Origin of the sequence: Laspinema olomoucense D3b, from assembly GCF_025370785.1 — a bacterium.
GTDB lineage: Bacteria > Cyanobacteriota > Cyanobacteriia > Cyanobacteriales > Laspinemataceae > Laspinema > Laspinema olomoucense.
Window position 1 is genome coordinate 1 of the sequence record NZ_JAMXFA010000045.1, and the last position, 21,463, is coordinate 21,463.

Annotated in this window: 16 protein-coding genes and 1 tRNA gene; 8 read left to right on the top strand and 9 right to left on the bottom strand. The window is 47.0% G+C overall.

The features are described from left to right. Nucleotides 1–48: 48 nt before the first annotated feature. The 5 genes from NG792_RS24250 to NG792_RS24270 form a co-directional block, all read right to left on the bottom strand. On the bottom strand, nucleotides 49–3,216 hold the full coding sequence (locus NG792_RS24250; RefSeq protein WP_261237093.1) for a CHAT domain-containing protein: 3,168 nt from the start codon (nucleotides 3,214–3,216) through the stop codon (nucleotides 49–51). A 70-nt stretch (nucleotides 3,217–3,286) separates the two neighbouring features. Beyond that, nucleotides 3,287–4,036 (bottom strand): hypothetical protein, encoded by a 750-nt coding sequence (locus tag NG792_RS24255; RefSeq protein ID WP_261237094.1) that lies wholly within the window; start codon nucleotides 4,034–4,036, stop codon nucleotides 3,287–3,289. Between the two features lie 26 nt (nucleotides 4,037–4,062). Beyond that, nucleotides 4,063–4,791: a helix-turn-helix domain-containing protein gene (locus NG792_RS24260; RefSeq protein WP_261237095.1), complete on the bottom strand. Its 729-nt coding sequence runs from the start codon at nucleotides 4,789–4,791 to the stop codon at nucleotides 4,063–4,065. Nucleotides 4,792–4,796: 5 nt separating this feature from the next. After that, complete coding sequence (locus tag NG792_RS24265; RefSeq protein WP_261237096.1) at nucleotides 4,797–5,198, bottom strand: type II toxin-antitoxin system RelE/ParE family toxin; 402 nt, start codon at nucleotides 5,196–5,198, stop codon at nucleotides 4,797–4,799. A 50-nt stretch (nucleotides 5,199–5,248) separates the two neighbouring features. Next, complete coding sequence (locus NG792_RS24270; RefSeq protein ID WP_261237097.1) at nucleotides 5,249–5,620, bottom strand: helix-turn-helix domain-containing protein; 372 nt, start codon at nucleotides 5,618–5,620, stop codon at nucleotides 5,249–5,251. 170 nt (nucleotides 5,621–5,790) lie between these two features. Here NG792_RS24270 and NG792_RS24275 point away from each other — a divergent pair, with 170 nt between their 5' ends. Both NG792_RS24275 and NG792_RS24280 read left to right on the top strand, forming a co-directional pair. Further along, the gene (locus NG792_RS24275; RefSeq protein WP_435387613.1) at nucleotides 5,791–7,143 is read left to right on the top strand and encodes a DUF3370 domain-containing protein; all 1,353 of its coding nucleotides are present in this window, start codon (nucleotides 5,791–5,793) and stop codon (nucleotides 7,141–7,143) included. 238 nt (nucleotides 7,144–7,381) lie between these two features. Continuing rightward, nucleotides 7,382–7,582, top strand: a complete 201-nt coding sequence (locus NG792_RS24280; RefSeq protein WP_261199188.1) for a hypothetical protein — start codon at nucleotides 7,382–7,384, stop codon at nucleotides 7,580–7,582. Between the two features lie 292 nt (nucleotides 7,583–7,874). Here the strand turns inward: NG792_RS24280 and NG792_RS24285 are convergent. From NG792_RS24285 to NG792_RS24295, 3 genes are all read right to left on the bottom strand, one after another. Beyond that, a tRNA-Lys gene (locus tag NG792_RS24285) sits at nucleotides 7,875–7,946 on the bottom strand. A 55-nt stretch (nucleotides 7,947–8,001) separates the two neighbouring features. Next, nucleotides 8,002–8,814, bottom strand: a complete 813-nt coding sequence (locus NG792_RS24290) for an alpha/beta fold hydrolase (RefSeq protein WP_261237099.1) — start codon at nucleotides 8,812–8,814, stop codon at nucleotides 8,002–8,004. Nucleotides 8,815–8,863: 49 nt separating this feature from the next. Beyond that, nucleotides 8,864–9,589: a lysophospholipid acyltransferase family protein gene (locus NG792_RS24295; RefSeq protein ID WP_261199190.1), complete on the bottom strand. Its 726-nt coding sequence runs from the start codon at nucleotides 9,587–9,589 to the stop codon at nucleotides 8,864–8,866. Between the two features lie 663 nt (nucleotides 9,590–10,252). Here NG792_RS24295 and metG point away from each other — a divergent pair. The 3 genes from metG to lptC all read left to right on the top strand — a co-directional run bounded on the left by metG (nucleotide 10,253) and on the right by lptC (nucleotide 13,897). Then, complete coding sequence (gene metG / locus NG792_RS24300; RefSeq protein ID WP_261237114.1) at nucleotides 10,253–11,860, top strand: methionine--tRNA ligase; 1,608 nt, start codon at nucleotides 10,253–10,255, stop codon at nucleotides 11,858–11,860. Nucleotides 11,861–12,103: 243 nt separating this feature from the next. After that, complete coding sequence (locus tag NG792_RS24305) at nucleotides 12,104–12,715, top strand: LabA-like NYN domain-containing protein (RefSeq protein ID WP_015146666.1); 612 nt, start codon at nucleotides 12,104–12,106, stop codon at nucleotides 12,713–12,715. 39 nt (nucleotides 12,716–12,754) lie between these two features. Next, complete coding sequence (gene lptC / locus NG792_RS24310) at nucleotides 12,755–13,897, top strand: LPS export ABC transporter periplasmic protein LptC (RefSeq protein ID WP_261199191.1); 1,143 nt, start codon at nucleotides 12,755–12,757, stop codon at nucleotides 13,895–13,897. A gap of 294 nt (nucleotides 13,898–14,191) precedes the next feature. Here the strand turns inward: lptC and NG792_RS24315 are convergent, their stop codons facing one another. Beyond that, nucleotides 14,192–14,392 carry a hypothetical protein gene (locus NG792_RS24315; protein WP_261199192.1) on the bottom strand — a complete coding sequence of 67 codons (201 nt, stop codon included), beginning with the start codon at nucleotides 14,390–14,392 and terminating at the stop codon, nucleotides 14,192–14,194. Between the two features lie 967 nt (nucleotides 14,393–15,359). On the opposite strand from NG792_RS24315, the gene NG792_RS24320 reads away from it, so the two are divergent. From NG792_RS24320 to zds, 3 genes are all read left to right on the top strand, one after another. Beyond that, a complete protein-coding gene (locus tag NG792_RS24320; protein WP_261237100.1) occupies nucleotides 15,360–17,864 on the top strand; it encodes an MASE1 domain-containing protein in 2,505 nt (834 codons plus the stop codon). Nucleotides 17,865–18,354: 490 nt separating this feature from the next. Continuing rightward, nucleotides 18,355–19,746 carry a malic enzyme-like NAD(P)-binding protein gene (locus NG792_RS24325; RefSeq protein ID WP_261237101.1) on the top strand — a complete coding sequence of 464 codons (1,392 nt, stop codon included), beginning with the start codon at nucleotides 18,355–18,357 and terminating at the stop codon, nucleotides 19,744–19,746. A 151-nt stretch (nucleotides 19,747–19,897) separates the two neighbouring features. Next, complete coding sequence (gene zds, locus NG792_RS24330) at nucleotides 19,898–21,370, top strand: 9,9'-di-cis-zeta-carotene desaturase (protein WP_261237102.1); 1,473 nt, start codon at nucleotides 19,898–19,900, stop codon at nucleotides 21,368–21,370. The last annotated feature ends 93 nt before the right edge of the window (nucleotides 21,371–21,463 follow it).

The window sequence follows — 21,463 nt, forward strand, 5'->3', positions numbered from 1 at the left end:
CCAGACGGCTGTGCTCTAACTCTATAATTTCTCCTTGTCAAGTACAATTTATACCAAATTAGATGAGCTTACCCTGAATGTAATACTCCCATCGCTGAGAACTAGCTTGGATTCCAAGGGGCGATCAATCCGTAACTGAGCATGGTGGCTGCAATGTAGGACTTGGACTTGTTTAGCGAGTTCTCGATATTGACTAACCGTAGCTTGGTTCCCACCTCTTAAACGAAGACTGTCAGGAATTTCGTAGAGTTTGGAAATTTCTTCTCCTTCAAAGCTGGCACAAGCTAAATCTTCCGTTGCATTTTCTACAGTGCCATAAGCCAGCTTATCGCTTAAGGGTTCCCGTTCTTGACAAAACTTTAAAATTTGGCAGCTAGGAACGTAGCGAATAATAAACTTGTCACCCAAATACTTATGGTGTGCGTCTTGGAGCGGCAAAGCGGCAAAAGGAACCTGGTGCAGATACAAATAGGGGACAATAATCAATTCTTCAATGCTTTGAAGATGTAAATCAATCAACTCATCCAGTTGAAGCCTTTGGGCAATCTGACTCAAAATCGAACTGAGCGACTCTTTCCATTCTTCCCTGGCATACTGATACGGCACTACCCAGTTTTGACCAATCCAATTTTGCAGAGTTAGTTCGCCTTGTTCGTTAGGTCTCATAACCGCGAAATTTTCTTGTTTCGGTCCAGCTTCGGCTTCTTGGGGATCAACCCACCATCCTTGTCCAGTTAAAAGTCCTTCACCTTTACAAGTGTGGCACGAAATATTATCCTGTTTGATGACAAAAATGTAGGTATCTTGAAAAGTCGTATAAAAACTGAGAATTGCAGTGTTGGGTGTCTCGATCAGTCGTTGCAAACTACAAATATCCAGAGATTCTACCTGCACTTCTCCAGCTAACACTGGATCTAATTTACGGATTTCTTCCCAAACTTTTTGTTTTTGGGTTTCTAAAAATTTGATAGCTTCGTTAGATTGTTGTAAAAGTGCCCGAGTCATCACTTTTCGATCTGAAATTTTCCCGATCTCGGTTGATTCACTCTCATTAATCAAACCTATTTCATCTATTTGCTTTCGGATAGCGTCAAATTTTAGTAATAATTGATTAACTTCTGGTGAAACGGCTTCCTCTTGGCTAAAACTATGGCTTGCCATCAAATCCACCAGGCGCTTAGAACGGGAACGCTCTACATATTCAAATGCTTTGTCTAACTGTTCGTTTTTGATACAGGCTTCGACTGCCAATTTGTAAAGGTCGCTGTATGATTCGACCAGAGCTTGGCGATCAGATTCAGAACCGATCCAAGTCCGAAGCTGCTCAATTGCATCAATAGCAGCACCATAACCTTGAATTGCATCAGCCCACCGCCCTGCGTCCTTAGCTATATCGCCAAGTTGACGCCCGCAATCAACACAGCGCGAGGGAAAAGTCGTAGGCTGATAAATCGCTAACGCTAATTGAAAGCACTCAATAGCCTCTGATATTTTTTTCTGTTGTTTATACGCAAGACCAAGATATTGCTGAGTGCTGGCCCAGGATTCTGGAAGCGTGTCTTTTTGATACACTCGTAAGCTGTCTTGGTAATATTGAATGGCTTGCTGTAGATTCCATTCTGGATTTCCTTTAAGAACACTGGCATGAAGTAGACCTAAGCTAAAATGAACTCCTGCCCAATCTCGGGGAAAATTTTCCTCAGTATGAACCTGTAAGGCATTGTTATAGCACTGAATCGCTAATTCTTGATTGCGCCATTTATCTCCCATACGGCGCTGACTATAGGCATCTCCCAAACTGCTCTGAGTATTTGCCCACAAATGCGGGAATGTTTCGCGAGTCCGAACCTGTAAAGCATTTTGATAGCAGGCGATCGCTTTTTCTATATTCTCCGTTCTATCGGTCCAGACGTTGCTCAAATAAGCATTTCCTAGATTATGTAGGGTCATAGCCCATTTAACTGGAAATGCCTCTCGGGTACGAACTTCTAAAGCGCTTATGTAGTATTTGATGGCTTGTTCTACATTTTGAGATTGCAATCCTCGAACCCGCGAGATATAAGCTTTTCCCAGATTATGTTCTGCCATTGCCCATTTTTCTGGCATCGCTTGACGAGTCCGCACCTTTTGGGCATTCTTCAAGCACTCAATTGCTAATTCAACATTCTCGACTGGATTGCCCATGATTCGATCTAAGTAGGCATCTCCCAACGCATTTTGAGTCATTGCCCACTTTTGTGGAAGAGCTTCATAGGTCCGAAATAATAAGCCATTATGGAAGCAAGTAATGGCTTCCTCCAGATTGGTGGCGCGATCGCCTTTAATTCTCTCTTTATAAGCGAGTCCCAGGTTATGTTGCACCCTAGCCCATTCTTCGGGCTCAGTGTTTTTAGTACGCACCTGCAACGCATTGTTGTAGCAGGTTATAGCTTGCTCTAGATTTTCGGCGCGATTACCTGCACTAAGTTTTCTATAAGATTCTCCTAGATTATTTTGAGTGCCAGCCCATAATTCAGGGAATTTTTCACGAGTAAAAACTTGCAAAGCCTTTTTCAGGGCTTTAATAGAAATTTCAAAGTTTTCTGTCGGGTTGCCACGGATACGCTCGCTGTAATTATCCCCCAAATTAAGGTGAACCATAGCCCAGGCCAATGGAAAATTTTCAAGAGTATAAAAATCTAAAATGCTTTCTTGACCGGCAATTGCAATTTCTATATTGCTTGCTCTACTCCCCAAGGGGAAATTGCCAATCACTACGCTAAAATAATGAATGGCATTCGCCATTTCTTTGGCTTTTGTTGGGTCCGAACAGTCTACTACATTAATTTTCACCCATTGCCGCAAATCTTTGGCAAAATTTTCCGTTAATTTTGCTAAGTGTTTTTGTAAAACTTGGTAGAGGGCAGTGCTATCTAAGCTACTCTGCCGGGAAGCTGTTAAGGCTTCTTGAATTATTTGTTTCGATTCATCACTTATGCTATTAGCAGATAATTTACTGACAATATTAGCTATCTTTGAATATAATCCTTGAAGTTGATTATGGGTCTCCAAATCCCCAGATTCTAGTAATCCATCCGCGACTTCTTCTATCACTTGTAACAAGCCCGAGTCTAACAGGTGTTTGTTGCCTTTCAAAATCTCTGCTTCTTTCCCGGGTGACTCCAGAAGAGATTTAATCAGTTTTAGATAATCATTTTTGCGGTCCTGATTCATCATTATTAAGATTCGGATGTAAATTATTAAAAATCAATGATTGGACTGGTGGTCAATAAAACCGACAGACAAATTAATCGGTTAAAAAGAATTGTTTTCCCAAGATTGCTACCATATCATTTTTCATTTTAACCAGCGATTTTCTGACAAAGGAATCGGGAGTATCTACCGCTGAAAGAGTAACCCAGGGCAATTCCAACAAGACTTCTTTGCCTTGATCGCGCAAAATTTCTTCATCAGGCTCTCCTGCGGTAGAACCCCATCCCTGAATTGAATTCAAATAAGCTTTAGCTGCTCTTGGGGTGAGGGTTTGCTGTTTCAGCATCATCATAGCTCCCAAATGTTTTAATACAGACGGATCTTGGGCGGGCCAAAATGCTAAGACACTGTAAGGATTATCTGGGTTTAGATCCAAATCATGGTCTGTAACCCAGAGTTCACTATCATACAGTGCATATTTGATTGACAACAGTAGCGCATTGACTTGAATGGCAAGTTCAGCCTCTTTGAGCTTACCCGCTGGAGCCAAAACTTTATATACGCTGCTATAAAGAGCCGCCCAAGTCGGCATTTCCTGAAAGAGGCGATCGTAAATTTCTAAAGCAACATCAAATTCTCCTGCTCGCTTATGAGCAACTGCCTGAGAAACTTGGAGATAGGCACGCCTCCTATACCAAATATCTACATCTTCTTGATAAGATATGACGCTATGTCGTTCTTCAAGGGTTTTGGCTATCCACTGGAATGCCTCTTCTACAGGCAAGCTAAGAAAAGCTGGTAAAGAGAGGTAAGGTTTATTCGCTCTGACCAATTCTGATTTCATTTGTCTCCTGTTTAAATTAAAGTTGGCTATGGATATAAATTCACAATTTCGTCCAACTTTTTCTCTAAATTTTTCGCTAGGTTTAAGAGTTCCCTTTTATCAGACATTTCCGTTATAGAGCGTGGGTCGGTTGAAGAACGGGTAGCGCCTACTGCATTTACGCCTCCTCCCAAGAAAGTCGTAAGAGCCATAACGCGATCTTCTTTGGGTAAGCTATAGCATTTTTCTAGTTCTCTAGCTATTTCCTCAATCGATTTCCCTCCTAGCCTCTCCCGTACTCTTACCGCTACCTCTTCATCACTTTTCAGAAATGATTCTATGCCAGAGACAGTTTTCGGGGAGAAATTTTTGATCGCAGCATGAACGTACTCGCGCAATGTCATCCCCTCTGCTGCTGCTTTGAGTGCCACTTCCTCCGGTACGTCTACCAGCATCACCCCATCATTGTCGCTGACTTGATAGATTTCGTCCCCCTGCTTTACCGCCATCAGCAATTCTGCATCCAAGGTATGTAGGTACTGCAAAACCGATTCTAATTTCCGATCTTTGAGTGCTGATTCTAATTTGGATACCGCCGCTTGCTGCACTCCCAGTTTTTCGGCGAGTTGCGCCTGGGTCAATCCGGCTTTTTCCCGCAACTGGCGCATCGCATCGGTCAGGTACAGCCGCAAATACTCCAGTTTTCCGGCTAAGATTACCTCGGGATCGTCACTGATTTTTTGATTGAGCCAGTTTTGAAAGTTGTAGTGCGTCATTGTTTTTATCTACTCCTTAAATCGCGCAATCTTTGTCTGGCGGGTTCTATATCGCGATCGCGAATCCCTCCGTCATATTTCTTCATAAAAGCGTGAAGCACGATGAACCGTTGCGGTGTTTCCGGTGTCAGGATAAACCGAGGATTGTGTTCGCTTTTTGTCATCTTGAACTCATATAGCTCATCCTCTAGCTTGTCGAAAATATCACTGGCTAACGATGCCAGACCTTTATCACACAAATATCTGAGATTAACCTGAAGTCTCTTAGTTTCCGATGGGCTCAACACCGGCTGGGGCGGTTTTGGGGGCTGTTCGTCTTCTGGCATCAGTCTGATAAAGAATGCCAGCAGATCTTTAGGGATATCCCCAGTTGCATCCTGATACAGTTCCCATGTCCAAGCCATCATGCGCTTACCTCTTTCTACTCTATTATTCTTTCGGCGGAATGTCAAGGGGTTTATTCCTTTTGTGGAATATCGGCGGAACCCTGCTGCAATCTGGGGGTGAGGAACTCCCGTTCCCGTGGTTGTAAGTTCTCCACAAGGGGAATAAAGTTGACTTCACCGGCATAACCCGCAGCCGTCGCTAGTTTTTCCAAGGTTTCCAGTTTCGGAATGGACTTGCCCGATTCAATTTGGGCAATTTGAGATCGCTTCATGCCCACTCGTTCGGCAAATTCTCTCTGATTGAGTCCGGTAGAAGCTCTAATGGCGATCGCTCGATTAGCCCTTTCAAATTCATCCTCTAAAGCATCGTATTCGGCTTTTACTTCTGGGTTGGCTAAAACGCGATCGCGAATCGACTCCCAGGGAATCGGTTGCTGTTTCATGTTTAGGCTTATTTTTATAACTGACTATTTCTCGATTCCATGACTGCTATCATAACCACACTAAAGTGTCTCCAATCTAAAAAAAATTTTTTATAGTTAGATCCCTTCTATGCGCTGCCTCCCCTACAATAGAAAACCGATCGCATCCCCCTAATATCCACCCCATGCATATCCTTGCCCTCTTGTCAAGCATCTTAATTGCTCAAGCTCAACCTGCACCAGAACCGCAGGAAATTGTCCAACCCCAGGAAGTTCGCCCCTTACCGGGCGGCCTGGATAATGTGCCGATGTTTAATAGCAACAGTCCCGAAAAAATCGGCAGCGAAGGCATTTTACTCTCCACCTTCCCCCCCGATCGCAAAGCAGTTCCCTCGGCCCATTTAAACTTCCCCTTTCAAGGTCGCTTTGATATCTTTGCTCATCATGTGTTTGGAGACAGAGAACTGGCTGATTTAACCCCCATGTATGTGGGAATTCTTGTCCATAATCCCACCAATGAACCCGTTACCCTGAATATCCTCCAGGGGGCAAGTTATCTCTCTCAACCCGATGCACCGTTTGTGCAATTGCAGCCCTTAGTCGCCAATCCTCTGGGGGAGGTTTTCGCCGGACCTGGGGGGCGAGTGACCAATGAAATCTTGCGGGGACAACGCCAAGATATCTGGCCCGCGCAACTGGTGATTGAGCCCCAGTCGAGTCAAATGTTGATGAATCTTCCCATTCCAGTCCGTACTTTAGAACCGCCTCTGAATGGTCGTTCGACCTTACTGCGGTTATCCAGTAGTGGACGGGTGTATGTGGCGAGTTTGGCGATGTATGCGCGGCAGGATGCCAATGGGAATGAGCGAGCACCGACTCTGGAAGAATGGCAGCAGCTTTTACAGACGGCAGATGTGGCAACGCCGCGCGATCGCACTCCCACTCCCCCAGACCAAACCGAGGGCCAAAGAATCTACGGGCGAGTCGCTGGGGTGTCCCAGGGGTCTAGTTGGGTGGGTCAAGTGGTCGATCGCCCGGATATTCAAGGATTGAGTATTCCTCCCTCGGGAAAAAGCTTTTCTTATGCGATCGCTACCTTACCCGGAGGACAAATGGGAACGGATCAATCCCAAAGTGCGCCCATGTTGGTGCGTTACCCAGATACGGCCTATTCTGCTCATGGGAATTATGCCTTAGAATACCGTTTACGTTTACCCCTAATTAATGAAACGAATGCCACAGAAACCGTGACCGTGAGTTTACAGACGGCGTTAAAAGAAGAGACTTTAACTCAACAAGGGTTACGCTTTTTAGAACCGCCAGGACCCCAGGTATTTTTTCGAGGAACGGTGCGGGTTCGCTATACCAATGATTTGGACGTACCGACCACGCGCTATTGGCATTTAGTGCAGCGTCGGGGACAAATTGGGGAACCCTTGGTGACCTTGGAAATGCCCCCGGGCAGTCGCCGTCTGGTAGAGGTAGATTTGATTTATCCCCCGGATGCCACCCCACCCCAAGTCCTCACGATTCAGTCTCGCTGAGTCGGGGATCAACGCTTCTGTCTCTCATTCAGGGTGATTAATCATGCACTAAATTCGTGAATTTTAGGAGTTAAAATAGGGGGCGGCGATCGCGCCTCTTTTGCCCTGCACAGGGTGAGTTCACTTGTGATATAAATCACCCCAAATCTCGATGAACATCACCGCTGATTTTTCTTTAGATCACTGGATATTCCCTAGTTTTAGGTAATAGTCTAAGGATCACTTTTTATTGGTCGTGATGCCAGTTCACGCTATGCTTTATCAATCCAGAATTTCAGACGTATTTTTTCAAGCCTGGAAAGCCGGTTATATTACCCGGTATGAACACACTCAACTCATTAATGTGGGATTAGTAACTCGACTTAACGAAGAAGACCGGGCGGCCCTCCATCGCCTCTCCCACGCGATTAAGCGGGGATGGCTGGAAGTTATTGATTAATATCTTCAAGCTGTAGTTAAAGGGGGGATTTGATAACATTTCGGTGGTCTGCTTTGACTGCAAACGGGGCTTTAAAACTTTTTCGGTTTTTATTCAGTTAAACTCTGCCGGTTGTTTAGGCAATTTTTGATTGATTGAGGTCAAAGGGCTTCAACAACCTGAAAAATTCCTTAAAAACCAGGCATCCTTGAGGATGCCTGGTTTTTAAAAGCTGTGTAGGGTAGGGAATAAAGCCTAGAGATCAACCTTTTTCAGGTGGGGAGATCAGCCGGATGAATCGGGGGATAAAAAATGGGTCACCGGGGGCTCGAACCCCGAACCAACGGATTAAGAGTCCGATGCTCTACCATTGAGCTAGTGACCCAGATTAATCACAATAACATAGTTTTAGGCTTTAAGTCAAGAGGCCGATTCCCATCTCAGGCGACGGCGCTGATGGGTTTGGGATGGGTTAAAAAATCATGGTCTTTAAGGAGTTTGTAAAGATTGACATCAGTTTCCAGTAAACAGGCATGACCGCTATTAGGTAATAAAACTTGTTTGGCGTTGGGAATGCAATAGGCCAAACGAGTGGCTTCGGCAGCGGAGGGTAATAGCCGATCGTCGGTACTGGCGATCGCCAACACAGGTTGACGGATGCGACTTAACTCATGCGAGTCCATTTCAAACTCTCGGAGTAAATTGACGCGCCAAGTGCTAGTAGGCTGGGGAACGGACTGCATTGCCGCTAACAAATCATTGCGTTCCGAACGGGCGATGCGACCGAGGGAGGCTAAAAAGGGTAATAAACCCATGACTGATAAGGCGTAGATCGGGGGGGGTAACCATCCGGTCAAGTGGGAGCCAAAATGCAACCAAGCTTGGCCCATAAAACAAGAGGCGGGATTGATTAAAATCAGGCGATCGAACAGTTCTGGGGCATCAATGGCAATTTTCAGGGCCAAGCAACCGCCAAAAGACTCGCCACAGAGATAAACCATATCGGGGCGAGTGCGACGAAATTGCGATCGCAATAAACCCACGACTTTTTCGGTTATTTGGTCCCAAGAGGATAAATCATGGGCAGGCATGGCAAGACATTGGATATTAAAGGCGTTAGAGAGACCTTTATTAATTTGCGAGCGCAGGAGTTCTCCGGTTCCATCCATGCCCGGTAAATAAACAAACAATGGTAAGTCAGGTTGGAGAGTCGAGGGGGTTGAAAAATGAAACCGCTCGTTAAAATTGTGCATTAGTGAACCCATATCTTTCTTCCCTAAAATTCTTCCTTTTCAACCCCGTTTAATAACAGCCTTGCCGGAGTAAACCGGCAATTTCTTCGCGGCAGCGATCGGTAATTTCATTCACCACCCGTTTTCCCGATTTACCAGGATAGCCCTGTTTTTGCGCCTGAGTAATCCAAGAGGGGCGACCCACGAGGACATTAACGCGACGATAAATCACCATAGGGTGGAATCCGTCTTGTTGAAAATGAGGTTCAGTGGGGTCAAATAGACTCAACATCCGAACGGGGAGACCGGAAAGCACTTGTTCTTCCATCGAAGCGATCGCCACCGGCACGATCGCCAGTTCCGACACCTTGGCACTCAAGGCTAAATGAGCGAACCCGCGATGAAACTCCCCAACTTCTGACGGAGGGGTTAACCGGACCATTGGCGTTGCGCCTTCGGGAAAGACCCCGATCGCCGCTTGTTGTTGGAGCAGCTTGCTCCCTTGACGAAAAAAGCGATGCTGTTGTGGGCCGTATGCCTCTAAGACCAAACAGCCCAACTCTGTCACAAATTCTCGTAACAGGGGGACTTGGCCCATGTAATGATGGCAGGCAAAGTGGATTGAGCGACCTGTTCCGGCCATCAGTAAGGGGGCATCCATAAAGCTGCGATGATTGCTCACGATCAGCGCGGCACCTTCTTGGGGAATGCGATCCCGGTAGTAGAGAAAGGTGCGCGTGCCAAAGGCCGTGAGAAACCCGTGGGAAATTTGGAGTGGCCTATCTTTTAATGACATTTTCACCGGCGCGATCGATTAACAGCCTGGGGAAATTTTAGAACTTCCCAGCAGCTTTACGTTTCGTCAGAGGTTTTGTAAACAATTATAAAGTAAAAATCCGTTTGATTAGTTTTTAGACTGCCCGAATTCGCAGCCTGAACCCCCCATTCTGGGTCCTGAACTAACCCGCTGTGTCAGGGTCCAGGCGAAACAAAGCTTTGAGGTTTTGGGGTCACCATGCCCTAGAAGTTTCCCCCCTGGAACCACTGGGTGCGACGGGAGAAGGTGTCATTACCCCAGGAGCAAGGGAGTCGGGTCCGGGGTTCTAAAACTTGAGTAAAAGAGGGCAGCACCCCTGGGGTTTGCGGGTTCAATCTTTCTCCTTTTTTGATAAAAAAAGGATGAGCGCGGGGCAGTTCAAAACCGTTGATCGCCGGACAACCTATTCCCGAATCGACTGCCGTGGGGGTGTCATTCCTGGATAATCTATAGAAAATCTTTAAAAATCTAAGCAAGAAATGGAAACAATTTTTATAAAATCTTTATATCTTAGAGGCATAACTCCCTGTCCAACCCCGGAATCGTGGTAAAAATTTGGTGAAATGTCGAGTAGAATGGAAGTTTGCCGTCCCTCATGTTACCATCGAAATAAAAGAATGGGGGTCGTTTTTAACCGAATCCATGAACTCTACCAAGACCAGTAAGAATACATTTGCTATTACAACACCGCTTTACTATGTGAACGATTTGCCTCACATTGGCAGCGCCTATACCACGATTGCCGCCGATGTTGTAGCGAGATTTGAGCGACTTCGGGGGAAATCAGTCCTGCTGATTACCGGAACCGATGAACATGGGCAAAAAATAGAGCGGACGGCAGAAGCATTGGGGCGATCGCCCCAAGAACACTGCGATACAATTGCCGCCGGATTTGACCGATTATGGCAAAAGCTGAATATTGCCTACGACAGGTTTAGTCGGACCACTAATCCCCGTCATGGAGCGATCGTTAAGGAATTTTTCCAGCGTGTCTGGGACAATGATGACATTTATTTAAGCCAGCAAACGGGGTGGTACTGTGTGGCTTGCGAAGAATTTAAAGAAAAACGGGACTTGCTAGAAGACAATCGCTGTCCGATGCATCCTAACCGGGAAGTTGAATGGCGGGACGAGCAAAATTACTTTTTTCGCCTTTCCAAATACCAATCCCAGCTAGAGGCCCTTTATCAAGAGCGTCCTGACTTCATTCGCCCAGAGATGCGACGCAACGAAGTCTTGAGCTTTGTGCAACAAGGACTGCAAGATTTCTCTATTTCTCGCGTCAATGTGGCTTGGGGTTTTCCGGTGCCAGTGGATCCAAAACAGACCCTTTATGTGTGGTTTGATGCCCTATTGGGATATGTGACGGCCCTGCTAGAACCCGAGGAAGAACCAACCCTGGAGAATGCCTTATCCAAATGGTCGCCGATTAATCTGCACTTGATTGGTAAAGATATTTTGCGGTTTCATGCAGTGTATTGGCCTGCTATGCTAATGTCAGCAGGGGTTCCCATTTCCGGTGGGGTGTTTGGACATGGGTTTTTAACCAAAGACGGTCAGAAAATTAGCAAAACTTTGGGTAATATTATTGACCCGTTAGACTTAGTGGAACGGTATGGATCTGATGCACTGCGTTACTACTTTCTGAAAGAAATTGAATTTGGACGGGACGGGGATTTTAACGAAACTCGATTTATCAATATTCTCAATGCAGATCTGGCCAACGACTTGGGGAATTTACTAAATAGGACCCTGGGCATGGTGAAAAAATATTGTCAAGGTCAGGTGCCGAAGGTGAATCCCGAGGAAATTGGCGATCACAATGGGTTAAAAGCAGCGGGGGTAACTTTAGGCGATCGCGTCACCTGTGCTTATGATGGCCTGCAATTTAGCCAAGGATGTGAAGAAATTCTGTCCTTGGTGCGCAGTTGTAACAAGTACATTGACGAACAGGCACCCTGGAAACTTTATAAGCAGGGGGAACAGCAGGCCGTTGAGCAAGTGCTCTATGCTGTTTTAGAATCCGTGAGACTCTCGGCGTACTTACTCTCGGCGATCATTCCAAATATCAGCACGGCGATTTATCAGCAACTGGGGTATTCGATTGATTTTAATGACCAAACCTCGATCGCCAGTGCGCTGAACTTTCCCACTCATTCGAGTTGGGGGATTCTCAGCAGCGATCGCCTGCTGGGAGAAGCTAAACCCGTATTTGCTCGCCTGGAGTTGAGCAATCCAGCGTCTTCATAGTTGGGCGATCGCCAATGTTCACCCAAAAAGAGCGAGTAGAATTAGCGATTATAGGGGGTGGGGTTACAGAGGGGTCCCCATCCCATTGCCAAAGAAACGATGATCGGGGCGTTAGGGCACCGTTCCGGTATATCATCAATGGCCTGATGTTCACCACCTTCAGGTGACAACCGGGCGATTCCCTCTATCATAGATAATATGAAAAATCAATTTTCCGATAAAAAAAACTGAGGAATAACAACCATGTTGCATCATCATCCAGAAAACAACAACATATTTACCCCCGAACAGGTTTTAGAAAATCGCGGTCGAGTTGCCATTTTTATTGATGGCTCAAATTTGTTTTATGCCGCTTTGCAGTTGGGCATCGAAATCGACTATACCAAGCTGCTGTGTCGCTTAACAGCCGGTTCGCGACTCCTGCGTTCTTTTTTCTATACCGGCGTCGATCGCACCAATGAAAAACAACAGGGATTTTTATTATGGATGCGTCGCAATGGTTATCGCGTGATCTCGAAAGATTTAGTGCAGCTTCCTGATGGCTCTAAAAAAGCAAATTTGGATGTAGAAATCGCCGTGGATATGATGGCATTAGTCGGCTCTTATGACACTGCCGTATTAGTCAGTGGGGATGGAGACCTCGCTTATTCAGTCGATGCGGTGAGCTATCGGGGAGTCAGAGTGGAAGTAGTTAGCCTCCGTTCCATGACCAGCGATAGTTTGATTAACGTGGCCGATCGCTATATTGATCTAGAATCCATCAAGGAAGATATCCAAAAAACCCCAAGACAACCGAACTATACCTACCGACCCCTTTCTAGTATTGGCATGATGGATGATGTGGAAGACCGCTAAATCCTGGTGGATTGAGACATCAACACTACCTATTAAAAAGTGAAAAATTCTGGTTTTTTCCTTTTGTTTTTATACGCCTTACTGGGACTGGGTTTACCCAGTTGTTCCTTTTTTAAAAAGGGTGATACTCCAGTTGGAACCGAGGGAGAAGAAGGGCAGGATCAAGCGTTAACATTTAACGATGTGACCCTGGAACAAGCCAATGCGGAGGGGGAAATCGTATGGAAAGTGCGATCGCCCTCCGCTCGGTATAATGATGAACAGAAAATTACTTATTTAGAGACACCAACCGGAGAACTCTTCCAGGAAGGTCAACTGGTTTATAAGATCCAGTCCAAAACGGGCCAGGTGCATGGTGACGGATCGAAAATTGTTCTCCAGGACCAGATTGTTGCCACTGAACTCCAAAATCAAGCCGTACTCCGTGCTCAGGAATTAGAATGGTTACCCGGACAAGATTTACTAATCGTTCGGAATAACGTAAGCGGTACCCATCCGGACCTGCAAATTACCGCCAATGAAGCAAGGCTGAAAAGTCAAGCCCAGCGCATGGAACTGCTGGGGAATGTCGTGGCTACAACTCAAAAAAATCCCGCCGCCTTACAGATGCGTTCTGAGGCGGTAGTATGGCAGATGGAGACGGACCAAATCATCAGCGATCGCCCGGTGCAAATCGACCGTTATCTGTGTGAAAATCCCCAAAATTGTCCCGCTAGTGATAAAGCAGTGGGCGATCGCGGTGAACTGAACCTGGAAACAAATGTTGTGACCCTGGAACAAGAAGTTCAGATTACCTTGAGTAAACCCCCACTCACAATCAACAGCGACTTGATGCGCTGGAATATTGATGCTCAAAACGTCACCAGTGAACGTCGGGTCACCATCGTCCATCCGAAGCAAACCTTGACCTTAATGGGCGATCGCGGCACCCTGGAACTCGCATCTTCCATCATCTCTTTAGTGGGGAATGTCAGCGGAGTCCGCGATCGCCCCTCATCCGAATTCAAAGCCGATCGCATGACTTGGGTAATTCCTACTGAAGAGTTCCAAGCCGAGGGCAATGTCTTTTATCGCCAAGCCAACCCACCATTTACAGTCACTGGACCCAAGGCAGTGGGCAAACTTCAGAACCAAAGTATTGTGGTGACGGGGGGTGATGTGGTAACCGATGTAATTCCCTAGAACCTCCATCCACCACAGATTAGAAACTGGGTTGCTTGAGAAAATCTCTGCCTCAACAGTAACTTTCTGTGGGCCAGAAATCTGGTTTCTTCTCCTGGAAATCTAAAACTGTACTAATTCCTAACATATTCCCCTACAAATCGAGTGAGGGGTGAGTGGTGACATCCCCCGTAAAACTGATTACCTGTGATAACCACGCGTCCTTACTTTATTTAGATTTTATATCTTGTTTTTAAGCGGATGGGAGGCCCAAAAGGGACAGAAACAGAAGACCCGGAAATTGCTCAAGGCCATTTAGTCCGCTAATTTTAACCATCCCCGGCGTACAGCGTAGATGAGGCGATTAATTGAGCTTTGTTCTTCTTCGCTGAGACTATCTTTTAAAAGGGTCGCTCTGAGAGATTGTCGGTGCTCCTGGGTGAGCCGTCCTGACCAATAAATTTGAAAGAATAGTTCAGAAAGATTGCAGGGAGGAATCAAGGATTGAGTGTTCATGATTGAAGATATTAAATTTTTAATTTTCAATTCTAATATGGCCCTTATGTAAAGCTTTGACTGCGATCGCATCCCTTCTGCTCCGGTGATATCGATCGGCTCAGGGCGTGATTTGCCCCCAAGGCTCCCCGGGAAGTCTTCGACTCAAAACTATCACCGGGGATGATCTAAGGCCGCTCAAAACGGAGCAATTTCAGCCATAGAGATGAGAAAGGGAATTTGAGAGAGTGTGAAATTTTAAAAGTTAAATTTTGGGGGATAAATCCCTACCCAAATTTGAACTCTGGACGGTTAAATAGGAACCAAAAAATTCTTAAAAAGAGACAGGTTCCAAAGTAACGAAGCGAGGGAATATTAGGATCAGGTTTACCTGGACCCCAGGAAGTCCATGCTCGGGACCCTAGGGAGGCGGGGGAGTAAGGGGCCGAATAGACCTCTTGCTTTCATTCCCGCTTCATCCCCCTTTCCCCCCCTTATTAACGCCAATCCGCTTAAGAGATTTATGCAAGAGGTTTAATGAGTCAGTCAGAGTACAGTGAGGATTGACCCGGAGTCCAGAAAAGTTAAAAGTTGTTGTCAGGGAGAATTAAAGTTTGTTAGCCTGAAGAGCGCCAGTCTAAGGGTAGAAAGTTTTTGTCAGAAAGAATTAAGGTTTGTTAGCCTGAATATTCCAAGTCTAACTGAATGGAACAATTCTCCACCGGAGTGGAAGCATCTTGCTGCCTACTGCGGAGCGGGAGCAAGATGCTCCCCCGGATCAATTCGCGGCTCAGACTGCTGCAAGATGCGCTATAGAATGATCTGAATTCTATTACCTAAATCGGCTATCATAACCTTGAAGGGGGCGGTTTAAAGCGGGCGATGCACTGCCTATCCGCCCGCTCCAGTCTGGCGGCTTTCATCCCTAGTTCTCGTCAGTTAGCGTTTGTTTTTTCCCCTCTCTACTCACCCCTTGAATCGAAAACTTATGATTCGGACCCAGGGACGGTTCTGGCAATACTTGATACCCATAGGCATACTGGCGGCAAGTTACTTGATCGCGGCTATGTTAGCGAGATGGATTCCAGGATTGGATCAAAATCTATTACCGTTTGGACCCCCGGCGGGAGTTGCCTTAGGGGGACTGGTGTTATGTGGGGTGAAAGTGTGGCCCGGAGTGGCAATCGGGGCGTTTTTATTTGCACAATCCCAGGGATTACCCTACTGGGTAGCGGGTGTTGGGGCGATCGCCTGCGTTGTTCAAGCCATAGTAGGAACGCACCTCCTGCGAAAGGTTGAGTTTGATCCGGCCCTGGAAAGGCTGCGGGATGTGGGGGCATTCATCGGCATCGGCGCAATCCTTTCGACCCTAATTAACGCTACGGTGTCTGTAGTGCTGGTTACCCTAGGTGGACTGCAAACCTGGGCGGAGGCGGCGGCCCAGTGGGAAATGTGGTGGTTAGAAGATGCAATGGGAGTATTGTTAATTGCCCCAATCCCATTGACCTGGAGCCGATTCCGTAAGATTAATATCAAATCGAGAGGGTGGGTCTTACTTGCCAAAATCGTAGAAATCATCGTCTTATCAATCTTGCTGCTGGCGATCAGTTGGCTGGTGTTTTGTTCGCGAACTCGGGTTTATATTGCAGACTATCCCCTAGAATATTTACCCTTTCCCCTGGTGATGTGGGTGGCCCTGCGCTTTGAATTACGCGGGACGGTACTGGCGAACCTGTTAGTAGCGAGTATGGCAATTTGGGGAGTAGCCCGAAAAAGTGGACCCTTTCTCAAACACGCCAGTAATGTTGAACAGGCCATTTTCTCCCTGCAAATCTTTATGGGAGTGGTGGCGGGCACAGCCTTGATCTTTGCAGCAGTCATGGCTAGAAGGCGACAAGCTGAAGAGTTGCTTCGCCAAGGGGAAGAAAGGCTGAATAATGCTCAACGGATCGCTCAGGTGGGCAACTGGGATTTAGACCGCGATCGCAAAGTGCTCCATTGGTCCGATGAAATTTATCGGATTCTGGGAGAAGAACCTCACAGCTTTGTGCCCAGTCACGAACAGTTTCTGAAATACGTGCATCCGAGCGATCGCACCGAAGTCCGCAAAGCATTTAAAAACGCCATCACTCAGGATCAACCCTACTCCTTGGAATATCGACTCGTGCGCCGGGATGGGGAAGATCGCATCGTTCATGAACAGTGCGAAATTAGTTTGTTTCGGATTACGGCTACAGTTCAAGATATCACCCCTCGGATTCGGGCCGAAGCCGCCTTACGCGCCAGTGAGGAACGCTTCTCGAAAGCCTTTCAAGCCAGCCCCCTGGGCATCAGCATCACTACCCGAGATCAAGGCCGGTTTGTGGATGTGAATCACACCTTTTTACACCTGCTGGGATATTCTCCGGCAGAAGCGATCGGCAAAACCTGGGAAGAACTCGATGTCTGGGTACATCAAGGAGATTACCTTAACCAAGTTCTCAGTAAATTAGAGCAATTTGGCTCAATCCGTGACCTTGAACTCCAGTTTCGCACCCAATCGGGAGAAATTCGCGATGCACTGCTGTCCATTGAACCCATTGATCTGGAGGGAGAACCCTGTCTACTGACAATGGTCAGTGACAACACCGAACGCAAACGCGCCGACGAATTCCGCAAGGCGAAAGAAGCAGCAGAAGCAGCGAACCTAGCCAAGAGTGCCTTTCTGGCGAATATGAGTCACGAACTGCGCACCCCCCTCAATGCCATCATCGGCTACAGCGAAATTCTCCAGGAAGATGCGGAAGATTTGGGTCAATCTGATTTCATTCCTGACCTGCAAAAAATTCACGGCGCAGGGAAGCAGTTACTTTCCTTAATTAGTGATATTCTCGACCTTTCTAAGATTGAAGCGGGTCGAATGAGTTTGGAATTAGAAAATTTTGCCATTGATACCCTAATTTGGGAAGTAGTCACCACCATTCAACCCTTAATTGATAAAAATGGCAATCAGTTAGCGATTGAATGCCCGGAAGATATCGGCCCATTTCATGCTGATATTACCAAGGTGCGTCAAATGCTGCTCAATTTAATGAGCAATGCGGCTAAATTTACGAAACAAGGTCAGATTGAACTCCGGGTGAGGCGCACCCTAGAAAAACCATTAAAAGGGGAAAATTCCTCGCTCCAAGACCGTTCCCCTTATGAAGTGGAAGGTCAAGAATGGATTTTCTTCCGCGTTAAAGATACCGGGATTGGTATGACTCGGGAACAGTTGGAGCAAGTGTTTAAACCCTTTACCCAAGCCGATGCATCGACGACGCGCAAATATGGAGGGACGGGTTTGGGCTTGACGATTACCCAGAAATTCTGTCAAATGATGGGGGGAGATATTAAGGTTGAAAGCGAGTTAGGTCAGGGGTCTCAATTTACCCTGTGGCTACCGGCGACTGTGGTTGCTCCCGTAATATCAAGGGAGGATGAAAACGCAATGGTTGGGGGTAATGATTCGTGAGAAGAGTGAGGTGGGAGATGGGTTGAGTGCGGTGAAGAAAGCCTCAGCCTGAAAACCCATCCGTAGAGGTTAGAAACCCGGTTTGGGGAACCAAGTGGTGACGAATTAGCAGAAATTTAGTCAAGAAACCGGGTTTTTGGTCCTAGGAATTTAATGCTATGTCGAGGTTTTAAAATCGCCGAGCATTACGGAAATAGTTCTACCTGTTGTTGCGGATTTTTTTCGGGTGTGGCAGTAGGGATGGCGCGGGAAAATACCATCAAAATTTTAACATTTATTATTGTTCCATAGAAATACTTAATATTTTTTCTTAAAACCTGAGAAGAGCGGGGGTTTGGGAATTATCAAATTTAGGCCATAATTTAGAGTTTTGCTGACGTAATCGAGGAGCAAATCAGGGTAAAATATAAACCTTGATGGAAAAAACCACAGCAGGCGCGACGGAGCGTCTAAGAGGTTTGGTGAATTGTTGGAGGACAACAGCAGTAAGATGGTCGCATTAACACCCAATTCTAGCTTTAGTGTAACGATTCGCTTGCAACTTCTCAACCGAGCCGGAACCCTGGCAACCGTGACCCAGGCGATCGCCTCCGTGGGGGGGAATCTCGGCCAAATCGACTTGATCGAACAAACCCGTGCTCATACAACTCGGGATATTACCGTCGATGCTTCTAGTACGGAACACGCCGAAGAGATTGTCCAAAAAATCAAGGGCATCTCAGACATTAAAGTGCTTAACGTTTACGATCGCACTTTTAACCTGCATCGGGGCGGAAAAATTAGCATTGAAAATAAAATTGCTCTAAAAACTCAAGCCGATTTAGCGATGGCATACACCCCCGGAGTGGGGCGAATTTGTATGGAAATCGCCACCAATCCTGAACAACTCTACAATCTGACCATCAAGCAAAATACGGTAGCGATCGTCACTGATGGGTCAGCAGTGTTAGGCTTAGGAAATTTGGGTCCCGGTGGTGCACTTCCAGTCATGGAAGGCAAGGCGATGTTATTTAAAGCATTTGCGGGAATTGATGCATTTCCCATTTGTTTGAATACCCAAGATAGTGACGAAATTGTAGAAACCGTAAAACGGATTGCTACAGTATTTGGGGGGGTAAATTTAGAAGATATTAGTTCCCCCCGCTGTTTTGAGATTGAAGCACGATTGCGCCGGGAATTGGATATTCCCGTGTTTCATGATGATCAACATGGAACGGCGATCGTTACCCTCGCCGCCTCTATCAATGCCTTGAAATTAGTGGGTAAAGCGATGGAAGATATCCGGATCGTCATGAATGGGGCGGGGGCCGCAGGGGTGGCGATCGCCCGCTTATTACGCCAAGCTGGTGCACGCTATATGATCTTGTGTGATTCCAAAGGCATCCTCAGTCACGATCGCACTGATTTAAACGAGGAAAAACGGGAATTTGCTGTAGAAAAAGGCGGCAGTTTAGCCGATGCCATTAAAGGAACGGATATGTTTATCGGCGTCAGTGCCCCGGGAGTATTAACTCCGGAAATGGTGCGATCGATGGCACCGGATCGGATTGTCTTTGCGATGGCAAATCCCATCCCGGAAATTCAACCCGAATTAATCATGGATGATGTCGCCGTAATTGCCACGGGACGCAGCGATTATCCTAACCAAATTAACAACGTTTTGGCATTTCCTGGCATCTTCCGGGGCGCCCTCGATTGTCGGGCCCATACGATTACCGAAACCATGTATTTGGAAGCCGCTAAGGCGATCGCCTCCTTGGTTAAACCCTCGGATCTCAGCCGGGAAAATATCATTCCCTCGGTGTTCGACGATCGCGTAGTTACCGCCGTCTCGGCAGCAGTGCAACAGGCAGCGCGTCAAGAAGGTTCCGCCCGCCATTAAGTTTGCACAATAAAAACCCGCACCCTTCAGGGTGCGGGTTTTTTATAGACGCCTGGGCCCAAATCGCCATCACCTCGCAACCTGATCTGGGATGGTACAGCGATCGCGACTTATATTACAATCTGTAAAGAACCATTACAGGAAAGGCAGAATGCGGGTAGCGATCGCAGGGGCGGGACTAGCCGGAATGTCCACCGCCATTGAGTTAGTTGATGCGGGTCACGAAGTGGAAATCTTCGAGTCTCGTCCCTTTGTCGGCGGGAAAGTCGGCAGTTGGGTAGATGCCGAAGGCAATCACCTCGAAATGGGATTGCACGTCTTTTTCGGCTGCTATTACAACCTTTTCGACTTAATGAAAAAAGTTGGTGCAATCGACAGCTTGCGCCTAAAAGACCATACTCATATCTTTGTCAACGAGGGTGGCAAAACCGGGGAACTGGATTTTCGGTTTATTACCGGCGCACCCTTCAACGGTTTAAAAGCCTTTTTCACGACTTCTCAACTCTCGGTATCCGATAAACTCACGAATGCGATCGCCCTCGGTACTAGCCCCATTGTCCGGGGTTTAGTGGACTTCGATGGCGCGATGAACACGATTCGCAACCTCGATCGCATCAGCTTCGCCGACTGGTTCCGCAAACATGGCGGTTCTAATGGTAGTCTCAAGCGGATGTGGAACCCGATCGCCTACGCCTTGGGTTTTATCGACACGGAAAACATTTCCGCCCGCTGTATGCTCACCATTTTCCAGTTTTTTGCTGCAAAAACGGAAGCTTCGGTCCTGCGGATGTTAGAAGGGTCCCCCGATACCTACCTCCATCAACCGATTATTAAATATTTAGAAGCCAGAGGCGCTAAAATCCATACCCGCAGACGGGTCCGGGAAATTCTCTTTTCAGAAGAGACTGGGGAAACGGAAGTCACGGGATTGATTGTGGCGCAAGGGGAAACAGAAGAAACCATCACCGCTGATGCTTATGTCTTCGCCTGTGATATCCCCGGCATTCAGAAAGTCTTACCCCCGGCATGGCGCAAATGGCCGGAGTTCGATAATATCTACAAACTCGACGCGGTACCCGTGGCTACGGTGCAATTGCGCTTTGATGGGTGGGTAACGGAATTGCATGATCCGGCGAAGCGTCAGCAGGTGGAGGAAGCAGCAGGCATTGACAATCTGCTTTATACCCCGGATGCAGACTTTTCTTGTTTTGCAGATTTAGCCTTGACTTCGCCCTCGGATTATTATCGCCAAGGGGAGGGTTCGTTAATGCAATTGGTGTTGACGCCGGGAGATCCGTTCATCAAGCAGAGTAACGAGGCGATCGCCAATCATGTGCTCAATCAGGTGCATAAGCTATTCCCCTCGTCGCGAGACTTGAATATGACCTGGTACAGTGTGGTTAAGTTGGCGCAATCCCTCTATCGCGAAGCGCCAGGGATGGACCCCTATCGCCCCGCACAACAGACTCCCGTGGGGAATTTCTTCCTAGCTGGAAGCTATACCCAACAGGATTATATTGACAGTATGGAAGGGGCAACCCTTTCGGGACGGCAAGCGGCAAAAGCAATTTTAGGGCGAGTGAATGAACTCACCGCGAGTCCTAAACCCTTGGCGATCGGTTAATTGAAGGAAACGCCCACACCCTGAAGGGTCTGGCTCCACGGACGAAGCCCGCCTGCGCGGGCTAGTCTATAAAAACGACTTTTCATATCAAAT

Bases quoted from the DNA above. Each gene is read 5' to 3' on its own strand.
- NG792_RS24250 (WP_261237093.1), bottom strand. From the start codon at position 3,216: ATGATGAATCAGGACCGCAAAAATGATTATCTAAAACTGATTAAATCT.
- NG792_RS24255 (WP_261237094.1), bottom strand. From the start codon at position 4,036: ATGAAATCAGAATTGGTCAGAGCGAATAAACCTTACCTCTCTTTACCA.
- NG792_RS24260 (WP_261237095.1), bottom strand. From the start codon at position 4,791: ATGACGCACTACAACTTTCAAAACTGGCTCAATCAAAAAATCAGTGAC.
- NG792_RS24265 (WP_261237096.1), bottom strand. From the start codon at position 5,198: ATGATGGCTTGGACATGGGAACTGTATCAGGATGCAACTGGGGATATC.
- NG792_RS24270 (WP_261237097.1), bottom strand. From the start codon at position 5,620: ATGAAACAGCAACCGATTCCCTGGGAGTCGATTCGCGATCGCGTTTTA.
- NG792_RS24280 (WP_261199188.1), top strand. From the start codon at position 7,382: ATGCCAGTTCACGCTATGCTTTATCAATCCAGAATTTCAGACGTATTT.
- NG792_RS24290 (WP_261237099.1), bottom strand. From the start codon at position 8,814: ATGCACAATTTTAACGAGCGGTTTCATTTTTCAACCCCCTCGACTCTC.
- NG792_RS24295 (WP_261199190.1), bottom strand. From the start codon at position 9,589: ATGTCATTAAAAGATAGGCCACTCCAAATTTCCCACGGGTTTCTCACG.
- metG (WP_261237114.1), top strand. From the start codon at position 10,253: ATGAACTCTACCAAGACCAGTAAGAATACATTTGCTATTACAACACCG.
- NG792_RS24305 (WP_015146666.1), top strand. From the start codon at position 12,104: ATGTTGCATCATCATCCAGAAAACAACAACATATTTACCCCCGAACAG.
- NG792_RS24315 (WP_261199192.1), bottom strand. From the start codon at position 14,392: ATGAACACTCAATCCTTGATTCCTCCCTGCAATCTTTCTGAACTATTC.
- NG792_RS24320 (WP_261237100.1), top strand. From the start codon at position 15,360: ATGATTCGGACCCAGGGACGGTTCTGGCAATACTTGATACCCATAGGC.
- NG792_RS24325 (WP_261237101.1), top strand. From the start codon at position 18,355: ATGGTCGCATTAACACCCAATTCTAGCTTTAGTGTAACGATTCGCTTG.
- zds (WP_261237102.1), top strand. From the start codon at position 19,898: ATGCGGGTAGCGATCGCAGGGGCGGGACTAGCCGGAATGTCCACCGCC.